Source organism: Pseudomonas sp. R28(2017) (assembly GCF_002112505.1).
Classification (GTDB): domain Bacteria; phylum Pseudomonadota; class Gammaproteobacteria; order Pseudomonadales; family Pseudomonadaceae; genus Aquipseudomonas.
In genome coordinates this window covers 270,149-283,100 of the sequence record NZ_NEHW01000004.1, presented here as the reverse complement: position 1 = coordinate 283,100, position 12,952 = coordinate 270,149, and the positions used below count along the sequence as shown (strand labels likewise).

At 64.0% G+C, this 12,952-nt stretch carries 10 protein-coding genes; 7 read left to right on the top strand and 3 right to left on the bottom strand.

Features of this window, described 5'->3' with window-relative positions; translation table 11 throughout:
• The first annotated feature begins 230 nt into the window (after positions 1-230).
• Positions 231-1,682 (top strand): MDR family MFS transporter, encoded by a 1,452-nt coding sequence (locus tag CAF78_RS09340; RefSeq protein ID WP_085675155.1) that lies wholly within the window; start codon positions 231-233, stop codon positions 1,680-1,682.
• 77 nt (positions 1,683-1,759) lie between these two features.
• Here the strand turns inward: CAF78_RS09340 and ttgR are convergent, their stop codons facing one another.
• The gene (ttgR, locus tag CAF78_RS09335; protein WP_079226705.1) at positions 1,760-2,392 is read right to left on the bottom strand and encodes an efflux transport transcriptional regulator TtgR; all 633 of its coding nucleotides are present in this window, start codon (positions 2,390-2,392) and stop codon (positions 1,760-1,762) included.
• Positions 2,393-2,648: 256 nt separating this feature from the next.
• Between ttgR and ttgA the strand changes: the two genes are divergently transcribed.
• The 6 genes from ttgA (at position 2,649) to CAF78_RS09305 (ending at position 11,761) form a co-directional block, all read left to right on the top strand.
• Positions 2,649-3,803 (top strand): toluene efflux RND transporter periplasmic adaptor subunit TtgA, encoded by a 1,155-nt coding sequence (ttgA, locus tag CAF78_RS09330; protein WP_085675154.1) that lies wholly within the window; start codon positions 2,649-2,651, stop codon positions 3,801-3,803.
• 3 nt (positions 3,804-3,806) lie between these two features.
• Entirely contained in the window at positions 3,807-6,959 is a 3,153-nt protein-coding gene (ttgB, locus tag CAF78_RS09325; protein ID WP_085675153.1) for a multidrug efflux RND transporter permease subunit TtgB, read from the top strand.
• Positions 6,956-8,410 carry an AdeC/AdeK/OprM family multidrug efflux complex outer membrane factor gene (locus CAF78_RS09320; RefSeq protein ID WP_085675152.1) on the top strand — a complete coding sequence of 485 codons (1,455 nt, stop codon included), beginning with the start codon at positions 6,956-6,958 and terminating at the stop codon, positions 8,408-8,410. Before ttgB ends, CAF78_RS09320 begins: the two co-directional genes overlap by 4 nt.
• A gap of 252 nt (positions 8,411-8,662) precedes the next feature.
• On the top strand, positions 8,663-9,919 hold the full coding sequence (locus CAF78_RS09315; protein WP_085675151.1) for an OprD family porin: 1,257 nt from the start codon (positions 8,663-8,665) through the stop codon (positions 9,917-9,919).
• A 209-nt stretch (positions 9,920-10,128) separates the two neighbouring features.
• Positions 10,129-11,052, top strand: coding sequence for a LysR family transcriptional regulator (locus CAF78_RS09310; RefSeq protein WP_085675150.1), 924 nt, complete (start codon positions 10,129-10,131; stop codon positions 11,050-11,052).
• Between the two features lie 196 nt (positions 11,053-11,248).
• A complete protein-coding gene (locus CAF78_RS09305) occupies positions 11,249-11,761 on the top strand; it encodes a DUF962 domain-containing protein (protein ID WP_085675149.1) in 513 nt (170 codons plus the stop codon).
• Here CAF78_RS09305 and pcaC read toward each other — a convergent pair.
• Together pcaC and pcaD are read right to left on the bottom strand one after the other, a co-directional pair.
• On the bottom strand, positions 11,758-12,150 hold the full coding sequence (pcaC, locus tag CAF78_RS09300; protein ID WP_085675148.1) for a 4-carboxymuconolactone decarboxylase: 393 nt from the start codon (positions 12,148-12,150) through the stop codon (positions 11,758-11,760). The genes CAF78_RS09305 and pcaC overlap by 4 nt on opposite strands.
• A gap of 10 nt (positions 12,151-12,160) precedes the next feature.
• On the bottom strand, positions 12,161-12,952 hold the full coding sequence (gene pcaD, locus CAF78_RS09295; RefSeq protein ID WP_085675147.1) for a 3-oxoadipate enol-lactonase: 792 nt from the start codon (positions 12,950-12,952) through the stop codon (positions 12,161-12,163).

Sequence of the window (12,952 nt, the reverse complement as noted above, 5' to 3'; positions counted from 1 at the left end):
AAGGTGTGGGAGACAGCGGCGTGCAGCGCTGCGGCAAAATGTTGCACCAAGCTGGTGCAGGCCGCGGCTTACAGCCCCTGTGGCATACCAACGATATCACGCGGCCATGCAGCGCTGGATGAATGCGCCAATGCCGATCTTGCATAGGCGATGCAGATAGTACATAGGGAGCTACCTAACTCGGGTTACAATCCCGCTATTCGCGTCACCCTCCCAGACAAGGTACCCCCGTGACCGCCGCCCTGCCCCCGACCGTCTTGCGCAACGTGTTGACCGCCCTGATGCTGGCGATCTTCCTCGGCGCCCTCGACCAGACCATCGTCGCCGTCTCCATGCCGGCCATCTCGGCGCAGTTCAATGACGTCGGCCTGCTGGCCTGGGTGATTTCTGGCTACATGGTGGCGATGACCGTGGCCGTGCCGATCTACGGCAAGCTCGGCGACCTGTACGGCCGCCGGCGCATGATCCTCACCGGCATCAGCCTGTTCACCCTGGCCTCGATCGCCTGCGCCCTGGCCCAGGACATGCAGCAGCTGGTGATGGCGCGCGTGCTGCAAGGCATCGGTGCCGGCGGCATGGTGTCGGTGAGCCAGGCGATCATTGGCGATTTCGTGCCACCGCGTGAGCGCGGCCGGTACCAGGGCTACTTCAGCAGCATGTACGCGGTGGCCAGCGTGGCCGGGCCGGTGCTCGGCGGCTGGCTGACCGAATACCTGTCCTGGCGCTGGGTGTTCTGGATCAACCTGCCGCTCGGCCTGGTCGCGCTTTGGGCAATCCGCCGCGCCCTGGCCGGCATGCCGGTTCAACACCGCCAAGCCCGGGTCGACTACCTCGGCGCCGTGCTGCTGATCGTCGGCCTGGGCAGTCTGCTGCTGGGCATCACCCTGGTCGGCCAGGGCCAGCCCTGGACCGCGCCTCCCGTGCTGGCCTTGTTCGCCTGTGCCGCACTGAGCCTGGCCTTGTTCATTGCCCATGAGCGGCGCTGCCAGGAGCCGCTGCTGCCCATGGGCTTGTTCGGCAACCGGGTTGCCGTGCTGTGCTGGGCGGTGATCTTCTTCGCCAGCTTCCAGTCGATCTCGCTGACCATGCTGATGCCGCTGCGCTACCAGGGCATCACTGGCGCCGGTGCCGACAGCGCCGCGCTGCACCTGCTGCCGCTGGCCATCGGGCTGCCCATCGGTGCCTTCACCGGTGGCCGCATGACCAGCCGTACCGGGCGCTTCAAACCACAGATTCTGGCTGGCGCCGTGCTGATGCCCGTGGCGATCTTCGCCATGGCCCTCACCCCACCGCAGTCTGGCTTGCTCAGTGCCGTGTTCATGCTGCTGACCGGCATTGCCTGCGGCCTGCAGTTCCCGACCTCACTGGTGGGCACGCAGAGCGCTGTGGAAAGCAAGGATATCGGCGTGGCCACCAGCACCACCAATCTGTTCCGCTCACTGGGGGGAGCCATGGGCGTGGCGTGCATGTCCAGCCTGCTGCTGGCGCTGCTGCAACAGGGTGGTTTCGAGTTGCTGGGCAACCCGCTACTGGGGAGCCTCAAGGCTGGCGAGGCGGATCCGCTGACGCAGCTGAAGCTGCTGGAGACGTTCCGCCACCTGCTGCTGGGCAGTGCGGGCATTGCGCTACTGGGGCTGCTGGCAGCCCTGGCGCTGCCGGACCGGCAATTGCGCGGCCGTTGAAGGCTGCGTTTGCCGAAAGGTATTAATGCTCAGTTAATACACGAGGGAAACACTCCCTCACAATCCTTAACAAAGTGTCATTTGCGTAGCGCGGGGCTCAAGCGCAGCATATCCAGCCCTGTGTCGACCCATTTTTCCGCGTCGCGCAGCAGATCGAAACTGTCCGGCAGCAGCAGCCAGCGCCCGATCAGGCCATCGACATAGGCGAACAAAGCCACGGCCGCTCGTTCTATATCCATATCCGCAGGCAGCTGGCCGCGGCGCACGGCATTGGCGAAGGCCAGCTTGATGCCCACATGGCAATCCAGCACCGCACCTTGGCGCTGCTGGCGAATTTCACACATGTCATCGGTGAACTCGCACTTGTGATGCAGGATTTCATTGATACGCCGGGTACGGGCGTCCAGCACCAGCTCGTTGAGCACCTGCAGCAACAGCTTGCGCATGCAGCCGAGCGGGTCCAGTTCGTCCTCGCTTTCGCTGGCCCGCGCCAGGTGGTCATGGGTTTCGTGCAGGCTGTCGAGCAGCGCCTGCACCAGCTCCGCCTTGTTATTGAAGTGCCAGTAGATCGCACCCCGGGTCACGCCCGCCAGCTCGGCGATGTCGGCCAGTGTGGTTCGCGCAACCCCGCGCTTGTAGAAGGCCTTTTCCGCGGCCTCGATGATCTGGGCGCGGGTCTCCTGGGCTTCTTCTTTGGTTCGACGGACCATGGCAGTGCAACCTCATCTGGGCCCGCTGCGCTGCGCAGGCGGGGGAAAACGCCGGGGTCACCTCTGCAGGGTGCCTCCCGAATGGGCTAATCGAGGGCTGCGGTAGTAGCCAAGTACTACCCAGCGGTATTTACAAACAACCGTGAATGTAAGTATATTCGTTAGTAAGCTATTTATCCACCGGATAGTTTTTTTCTGACAAGACTCTTCCATTACTCTTGAGCGTCTCCCTGCTCTTTGCGACCCGAGGATCCTCATGCAATTCAAGCCAGCCGTTACCGCTCTGGTTTCCGCCGTCGCCCTGGCAACCCTGCTAAGTGGCTGTAAGAAAGAAGAAGCCGCGCCCGCAGCGCAGGCTCCTCTGGTCGGCGTCGTCACCTTGCAGCCGCAGTCCTTCACCCTGACCTCGGAACTGCCGGGGCGCACCAGCGCCTACCGCGTCGCCGAAGTGCGCCCGCAGGTCAACGGCATCATCCTCAAGCGCCTGTTCAAGGAAGGCAGCGAGGTCAAGGAAGGCCAGCAGCTGTACCAGATCGACCCTGCCGTGTACGAAGCCACCCTGGCCAACGCCCAGGCCAACCTGCAGTCGACCAAGTCGCTGGCCGAGCGCTACAAGCAGCTGGTCAACGAACAGGCGGTATCGAAACAGGAATACGACGACGCCAGTGCCAAACGATTGCAGGCCGAAGCTTCGCTGAAAAGCGCACAGATCGACCTGCGCTACACCAAGGTCCTGGCCCCGATCAGCGGCCGCATCGGGCGCTCTTCGGTCACCGAGGGCGCACTGGTGAACAATGGCCAGACCAACGCCATGGCCACCATCCAGCAGCTCGACCCGATCTACGTCGACGTCACCCAGTCCACCGCCGAGCTGCTCAAGCTGCGCCGTGACCTGGAAAGCGGCCAGCTGCAAAAGGCCGGCGACAACGCCGCCTCGGTGCAGCTGGTGCTGGAAGACGGCAGCCTGTTCAAGCAGGACGGCCGCCTGGAGTTCTCCGAAGTCTCGGTCGACGAGACCACCGGCTCGGTGACCCTGCGCGCGCTGTTCCCCAACCCCGACCACACCCTGCTGCCTGGCATGTTCGTGCATGCGCGGCTCAAGGCCGGGGTCAACGCCAACGCCATCCTGGCCCCGCAGCAGGGCGTGACCCGCGACCTCAAGGGCGCGCCGACCGCGCTGGTGGTCAACCAGGAGAACAAGGTCGAACTGCGCCAGCTCAAGGCCAGCCGTACCCTGGGCAGCGACTGGCTGATCGAGGAAGGCTTGAACCCGGGCGACCGCCTGATCACCGAAGGCCTGCAGTACGTACGCCCAGGCGTCGAGGTCAAGGTCAGCGACGCCACCAACGTCAAGAAGCCGGGCAGCCCTGATCAGGCCAACGCGGCCAAAGCAGACGCCAAAGCGGAGTAAACCATGTCGAAGTTCTTTATCGATCGCCCGATCTTCGCCTGGGTGATCGCCTTGGTGATCATGCTGGTCGGCGCCTTGTCGATCCTGAAGCTGCCGATCAACCAGTACCCCAGCATCGCGCCGCCGGCCATCGCCATCGCCGTGACCTACCCGGGCGCCTCGGCGCAGACCGTGCAGGACACCGTGGTGCAGGTCATCGAGCAGCAGCTCAACGGTATCGACAACCTGCGTTATGTGTCGTCGGAAAGCAACTCCGATGGCAGCATGACCATTACCGCCACCTTCGAGCAGGGCACCAACCCTGACACCGCCCAGGTCCAGGTGCAGAACAAGCTGAACCTGGCCACCCCGCTGCTGCCGCAGGAAGTGCAGCAGCAAGGTATCCGTGTCACCAAGGCAGTGAAGAACTTCCTGCTGGTGATCGGCCTGGTGTCCGAAGACGGCAGCATGACCAAGGACGACCTGGCCAACTACATCGTCTCCAACATGCAGGACCCGATTTCGCGGACTGCCGGTGTGGGTGACTTCCAGGTGTTCGGTGCCCAGTACGCCATGCGTATCTGGCTCGATCCGGCCAAGCTGAACAAGTTCCAGCTGACCCCGGTCGACGTCAAGACCGCGGTTGCCGCGCAGAACGTGCAGGTATCCTCCGGCCAGCTCGGCGGCCTGCCCGCCATGCCGGGTACCCAGCTGAACGCCACCATCATCGGCAAGACCCGCCTGCAGACCGCCGAGCAGTTCGAGAAGATCCTGCTCAAGGTCAACAACGACGGTTCGCAGGTACGGCTGGGCGATGTGGCCCAGGTTGGCCTGGGCGGTGAAAACTACGCGGTCAGCGCTCAGTTCAACGGCAAGCCGGCTTCCGGCCTTGCGGTAAAACTGGCCACTGGCGCCAACGCACTGGACACTGCCAAGGCCCTGCGCAAGACCATTTCCGACCTGGAACCATTCTTCCCGCCTGGGGTGAAAGCGGTATTCCCGTATGACACCACCCCGGTGGTCACCGAATCGATCAGCGGCGTGATCCACACCCTGATCGAAGCCGTGGTCCTGGTGTTCCTGGTGATGTACCTGTTCCTGCAGAACTTCCGCGCCACCATCATCACCACCATGACCGTACCGGTGGTGTTGCTGGGTACCTTCGGTATCCTTGCCGCCGCGGGCTTCAGCATCAACACCCTGACCATGTTCGCCATGGTCCTGGCCATCGGCTTGCTGGTGGACGACGCCATCGTCGTGGTGGAGAACGTCGAGCGGGTAATGTCCGAGGAAGGCCTGCCGCCCAAGGAGGCGACCAAACGCTCCATGGGGCAGATCCAGGGCGCCCTGGTGGGTATCGCCCTGGTGCTGTCGGCGGTACTGCTGCCCATGGCGTTCTTCGGCGGCTCCACCGGCGTGATCTACCGGCAGTTCTCCATCACCATCGTTTCGGCCATGGGCCTGTCGGTACTGGTAGCGCTGATCTTCACCCCGGCCTTGTGCGCAACCATGCTCAAGCCGCTGAAGAAAGGCGAGCATCACACTGCCAAAGGTGGCTTCTTCGGCTGGTTCAACCGCAACTTCGACCGCAGCGTCAACGGCTACGAGCGTAGTGTCGGCGCGATCCTGCGCAACAAGGTGCCGTTCCTGCTGGCCTACGCGCTGATCGTGGTCGGCATGATCTGGCTGTTCGCCCGCATCCCTACCGCGTTCCTGCCTGAAGAAGACCAGGGCGTACTGTTCGCCCAGGTACAGACCCCGGCGGGCTCCAGTGCCGAGCGCACCCAGGTGGTGGTCGACCAGATGCGCGAGTACCTGCTCAAGGATGAATCTGACACCGTGGCGTCGGTATTCACCGTCAACGGCTTCAACTTCGCCGGCCGCGGGCAGAGTTCGGGCATGGCGTTCATCATGCTCAAGCCTTGGGATGAACGTTCCAAGGAGAACAGCGTGTTCGCCCTGGCTCAACGCGCCCAGCAGCACTTCTTCACCTTCCGTGACGCGATGGTGTTCGCCTTCGCCCCACCGGCGGTGCTCGAACTGGGTAACGCCACCGGCTTCGACGTGTTCCTTCAGGACCGCGGCGGTGTCGGCCACGCCAAGCTGATGGAAGCGCGCAACCAGTTCCTGGCCAAGGCCGCGCAGAGCAAGATCCTCAGCGCTGTGCGCCCGAACGGCCTGAACGATGAGCCGCAGTACCAGCTGACCATCGATGACGAACGTGCCAGCGCCCTGGGCGTGACCATCGCCGACATCAACAACACCCTGTCGATTGCCCTGGGTGCCAGCTACGTCAACGACTTCATCGACCGTGGCCGGGTCAAGAAGGTGTACATCCAGGGTGAACCCAACTCGCGGATGAGCCCGGAAGACCTGCAGAAGTGGTACGTGCGCAACGGCGCCGGCGAAATGGTGCCGTTCTCTTCCTTCGCCAAGGGCGAGTGGAGCTACGGTTCGCCGAAGCTGTCGCGTTACAACGGCGTCGAAGCGATGGAAATCCTCGGTGCCCCGGCGCCGGGCTACAGCACCGGTGAAGCCATGGCCGAAGTCGAGCGCATCGCCGGCGAACTGCCAGCGGGCATCGGCTACTCCTGGACCGGCATGTCCTACGAGGAAAAACTCTCCGGCTCGCAGATGCCGGCGCTGTTCGCCCTCTCGGTACTGTTCGTGTTCCTCTGCCTGGCAGCGCTGTACGAGAGCTGGTCGATCCCGATCGCCGTCGTGCTGGTCGTCCCGCTGGGTATCATCGGTGCACTGATCGCCACCAGCCTGCGCGGGTTGTCCAACGACGTGTACTTCCTGGTCGGCCTGTTGACCACCATCGGCCTGGCGGCGAAGAACGCGATCCTGATCGTCGAATTCGCCAAGGAACTGCACGAGCAGGGCCGCAGCCTGTACGACTCGGCCATCGAGGCGTGCCGCATGCGTCTGCGCCCGATCATCATGACCTCGCTGGCGTTCATCCTCGGCGTGGTACCGTTGACCATCGCCAGCGGCGCCGGCGCCGGCAGCCAGCACGCCATCGGCACCGGTGTGATCGGCGGCATGATCAGTGCGACCGTGCTGGCAATCTTCTGGGTACCGCTATTCTTCGTCGCAGTGTCGTCGCTGTTCGGCAGCAAAGAGCCGGAAAAACACGACTCCCCTGAAACTCCACGTTATGAGGCTGGGCAATGACCAAGTCTTTGTTGTCCCTGGCGGTAACCGCTTTCATTCTCGGCGGCTGCTCGCTGATCCCTGACTACCAGACCCCGGAATCGCCGGTGGCTGCGCAGTGGCCGCAAGGCCCTGCGTACTCGCCGACGCAGTCGGCCGAGGTGGCCGCCGCCGAACAGGGCTGGCGCCAGTTCTTCCATGACCCGGCACTGCAGCAGCTGATCCAGACCTCGCTGGTGAACAACCGCGACCTGCGTGTGGCGGCGTTGAACATCGACGCCTACCGCGCCCAGTACCGCATCCAGCGTGCCGACCTGTTCCCGGCAGTTTCGGCTACCGGCAGCGGCAGCCGCCAGCGCGTGCCGGCGAACATGTCGCAAACCGGCGAGTCAGGCATCACCAGCCAGTACTCGGCCACCCTGGGCGTCAGTGCCTATGAGCTGGACCTGTTCGGCCGCGTGCGCAGCCTGACCGAGCAGGCCCTGGAAACCTACCTGTCCAGCGAGCAGGCGCGCCGCTCCACGCAGATCGCCCTGGTGGCCAGCGTGGCCAACGCCTACTACACCTGGCAAGCCGACCAGGCCCTGTTCAAGCTGACCGAAGACACGCTCAAGACCTACGAGGAAAGCTACAACCTGACCCGTCGCAGCAACGAAGTCGGTGTGGCTTCGGCGCTTGACGTCAGCCAGTCGCGCACCGCCGTGGAAGGTGCTCGGGTCAAGTACTCGCAGTACCAGCGCCTGGTGGCCCAGGACGTCAACAGCCTGACCGTGCTGCTGGGCACCGGCATTCCGGCGGACCTTGCCAAGCCACTGGAGCTCAATGCCGACCAGCTGGCCGAAGTGCCGGCCGGCCTGCCGTCCGAGATCCTCCAGCGTCGTCCGGACATCCAGGAAGCCGAGCACCTGCTCAAGGCCGCCAATGCCAACATCGGTGCGGCCCGCGCAGCGTTCTTCCCGAGCATCAGCCTGACCGCCAACGCCGGCAGCCTGAGCCCCGACATGGGCCACCTGTTCGCAGGCGGCCAGGGCACCTGGCTGTTCCAGCCGCAGATCAACCTGCCGATCTTCAACGCCGGCAGCCTGAAGGCCAGCCTGGACTACTCGAAGATCCAGAAGGACATCAACGTCGCCAAGTACGAAAAGACCATCCAGACCGCCTTCCAGGAAGTCTCCGATGGCCTGGCGGCGCGCAAGACCTTCGAAGAGCAGCTGCAGGCGCAACGCGACCTGGTGCAAGCGAACCAGGACTACTACCGCCTGGCCGAGCGCCGCTACCGCATCGGTATCGACAGCAACCTGACCTTCCTCGATGCCCAGCGCAACCTGTATTCGTCCCAGCAGTCGCTGATCACCGACCGCCTCTCGCAGCTGACCAGCGAGGTCAACCTGTACAAGGCGCTCGGTGGTGGCTGGTACGAGCAGACTGGCCAGGCCAATCAGCAAGCCTCGGTAGACACACCGAAGAGCTGATCGACCGACAACAGCATCAAGCCCAGCCTCGCGCTGGGCTTTTTTGTTCGTGGAGGCCAGCACAGGCAGAAAATTAACCAGGCGTTACATAGCGTTCGATTATCGCCCAAAACCGTTTGCGGCGAATTGCCTCACCCCCGCCCAGCCCCGCACCATCCCCCACGCAACGCTGCACAAGTTCATCAAAGACCACGCCTGCAGGCCGCATCCTGCTGCGTAGGTTCGACCATAAAAACAAGAGATCCACGACAGATGAGCACTTCACAACCCGCACGCCAGCTGCTGCCCGGCCTGTTGGCCATTTCCTGCGCCCTGCCTGTATGCGCCGCCGACAATGGTGGGTTCATGGAGGACGCCAAGGCCAGCCTCAACCTGCGCAACTTCTACATCAACCGCAACTTCGTCGACCCGGCCTACCCGCAGGGCAAGGGCGAAGAATGGACCCAGAGTTTCATCCTCGACGCCCGCTCCGGCTTCACCCAAGGTACCGTCGGCTTCGGCGTGGACGTACTGGGCCTGTATTCGGTCAAGCTCGATGGCGGCAAAGGCACCACCAATACCCAGCTGCTGCCGGTGCATGACGACGGCCGCCCTGCGGACGACTTCGGCCGCCTGGGCGTTGCCTTGAAAGCCAAACTGTCCGAGACCGAACTGAAAGTCGGTGAATGGATGCCAGTACTGCCAATCTTGCGCTCGGACGACGGCCGCTCGCTGCCGCAGACTTTCCGTGGTGGCCAGGTCACGTCCAAGGAAATCGAAGGGCTGACCCTGTACGCCGGCCAGTTCCGCGGCAACAGCCCGCGCAACGATGCCAGCATGGAAGACTTGTCGCTCAACGGCCGCGCGGCCTTCACCTCGGACCGCTTCAACTTCGGCGGCGGTGAATACACCTTCAACGACAAGCGCACCATGATCGGCGTGTGGGACGCCCAGCTCAAGGACATCTACCGCCAGCAATACCTCAACCTGGTGCACAGCCAGCCGTTGGGCGAGTGGACCCTGGGAGCCAACCTGGGTTACTTCTGGGGCAAGGAAGATGGCGCGGAACGCGCAGGCCAGCTGGACAACAAAACCGCCTCGGCGATGCTGTCGGCGCGCTACAAGGGCAACACCTTCTACGTCGGCCTGCAGAAGGTCAGTGGCGACAATGCCTGGTTGCGGGTCAACGGCACCAGTGGCGGCACCCTGGCCAACGACAGCTACAACTCGAGCTTCGACAATGCCAAGGAACACTCCTGGCAGGTACGCCACGACTTCAACTTCGTCAGCGTCGGCATCCCCGGCCTGACCCTGATGAACCGCTACATCAAGGGCGACAATGTCACCGCCGGCGGCGTGACCGATGGCAAGGAATGGGCGCGGGAGAGCGAGCTGGCCTACGTAATCCAGTCGGGCACCTTCAAGGACCTGTCGGTGAAGTGGCGCAACTCCACCATGCGCCGGGATTTCAGCACCAACTCATTCGATGAGAACCGGTTGATCGTGAGCTACCCGCTGAACCTCCTCTGAATCAACTGGCCTCTTCGCGGGCTTGCCCGCTCCCACAGGTACCGCACAGGTTCTGAAAACAGTGCAGTACCTGTGGGAGCGGGCGAGCCCGCGAAGAGGCCAGACGCCCCATAAAATAACCAATTGGCATAAATAAATCCATAAACCTTCTTTGACGACATATGAAGTAACCGCTTAAATCGAGCCCTGTTCCGCCGCAGAGCCTCGACATGGACCTTCGCCAACTGCGCTACTTCATCGCCCTCACCGAATACCGCAGTTTCGTCCGCGCCGCCGAAGCCATGGGCATCACCCAACCCGCCTTCAGCCGGGCCATCCAGGGCCTCGAACAGACCTTCGGCTGCCCCTTGGTCGACCGTGCCAGCAAAGCCCTGCCCCCGACCCCCGAGGGCCTGGTGGTGCTGCAGCACGCCCGCCGCCTGGTGCAGGGTGCCAACCAGCTGAGCAACGAAGTGCTGCAGATGACCAAGCTCGACGCCGGCGAGCTGCATTTTGGCAGCGGCCCGGCCCTGGCCGTGCGCCTGGTTCCACAAGCACTGCAGCACTTCATTGCCAGCCACCCCGGCATCCGCACGGCGCTGTTGGTGGACAACGCCGAACGCCTCGGCCAGGCCCTGCGCCGTGAGCAGATCGAGTTCTTCGTCGACGACATCCGCCCGTTCGAAGCCGACCCCAACTTCCACACCGAACCGCTCACCCCACGCCCCGGGCTGTTCTTCTGCCGCCCCGGCCACCCGCTGCTGGCCAAGGACAGCCTGTCGACCAACGACCTGTTCGCCTACCCCCTGGCCAGTGCCCTGCTCGCCCCCGGCGTGCGCAAGCGCCTGGCCAACCTGAGCGGGCGCAGCGACTTCATCCCGCACCTGCAGACCGAGCACCTGGCGGTGTTACGCAGTGTGGTGCTGGCCAGCGATGCCGTGGGCACGGCCAGCGAAGAAGCCGTGGCCGACGACCTCGCTGCCGGGCGCCTGGTGCGCCTGCACTGGCGCAACCTGCCACCGGCGCTGGAAGTACTGAGCGTGAGGTGTGGCATCGTCAGCCGCAGCGGATACCGGTTGTCACCGGCGGCACGGGCGATGATCGAGACCTTGGTGGGGCTGGATGCGCCAATGCGCGCTGCCGCCATTCGCTGAACTGATGATGGTGGTTGCTGCGGGCTATCCTCAGCTATATCGGTAGCCTGTCCCGGCCCTTTTCGCGGGCAAGCCCGCCCCCACAAGATCACCGCAGCTCTTGAAAGAGGCGCCGTACCTGTGGGAGCGGGCTTGCCCGCGAAAGGGCCGGTACAGGCGACACAACGCTGAACAGGCCACCCAGGGAGGAACAACAATGAAAAACCTCGTCGAACACCTGAGCCAATACGCCAACTACCACCGCGACCCGCGCAACATCGCCACCCACTTCGTCGGCATTCCGCTGATCGTCGTGGCTGTCACGGTGCTGCTGTCGCGCCCCGGCTGGGACGTTGCCGGCATCTGGCTGTCCCCCGCCCTGCTCGCCGCAGCCGCTGCCGTGCGGTTCTACCTGCGCCTGGACCTGCGCTTCGGCCTGGTCATGGGCCTGCTGCTGGGCCTGTGCCTGTGGATCGGCCAGGCACTGGCCACGCAGTCCACCGGCCTGTGGCTGAGCGCCGGGCTGGGTGCGTTCGTGGTGGGCTGGATCATCCAGTTCGTCGGGCATCATTACGAAGGCCGCAAGCCGGCGTTCGTCGACGATATCAGCGGGCTGATCATCGGCCCGCTGTTCGTGGTGGCGGAAGCGGCGTTCATGGTGGGCCTGTGCCCGGCATTGAAACAGGCCGTGGAAGCCAATGCCGGGCCGGTGGCCGTGCGCGGGGTTTAACCCCGCGACTCTACGCCCAGCTCATCCCACACCGACTCGGCCATGTGGAAGGTCGCATTGGCTGCCGGAATGCCGCAGTAGATCGCGCTCTGCATCAGCACTTCCTTGATCTCGTCGCGGGTCACGCCGTTGTTGGCCGCCGCACGCAGGTGCAGCTTGAGCTCGTCGTTGCGGTTCATGCCGATCAGCATGGCGATGGTGATCAGGCTGCGGGTGTGACGCGGCAGGCCCGGGCGGGTCCAGATGTCGCCCCAGGCATGCCGGGTGATCATTTCCTGGAACTCGCCGTTGAAGTCGTTGAGCTTCTCCAGGCTGCGGTCCACGTGGGCGTCGCCCAGCACTGCGCGGCGAACCTGCATGCCGGCGTCGTAACGTTGTTTCTCATCCATGGCCAATTCCTCAGCGAGCCAGCAGGAAGTCGAGCACGCGGCGGCTGAATGCCTCGCCAATCTCGACGTTGGAGAGGTGCGCCGCCGGGAACTCGGCGTACGTGGCACCGATGATACCGGCTTGCATGAAGCGGCCATGCTCAGGCGTGGTGACCACGTCTTCGGTACCGGCAACGATCAGCGTCGCCACCTGGATGCGGCCCAGTTGCTCACGGAAATCGGCGTCGCGCACGGCTGCGCAGTTGGCGGCATAACCCTCGGGGCTGGTCTGCGCGAGCATCTGGCAGATGCGCTGGGCTTCTTGCTGCTGCTGCTCGGCAAACGCCGGGGTGAACCAGCGGGCGATGGAAGCATCGCGCAGGTCGACCATGGCTTGCTGGCCGCCCTTGAGCACGGTGTCGATACGGGTGTTCCACACCTCGTCGTTGGCGATCTTGGCGGCAGTGTTGCACAGGGTCAGGCTGTGCAGGCGCGCGCCGGCATGGATGCCCAGCCACTGGCCGATCAGGCCGCCCATGGACAGGCCGACGAAGTGCGCGTGCTGGATGTCCAGGGCGTCGAGCAGCGCCAGTACATCCTGGCCCAGCTGTTCGATGCTGTACGGGCCTTCAGTGACCTGCGAAGCGCCGTGGCCACGGGTGTCGTAGCGCAGCACGCGAAAGTGTTCGCTCCACAGCGGAATCTGGCTGTCCCACATGCCCAGGTCGGTACCCAGCGAGTTGGACAGGACCAGCACCGGGGCATCGGCCGGGCCGTCGAGTTGGTAGTTCAGTACGCCATCGGCCAATTGCAAGTGCGCCAC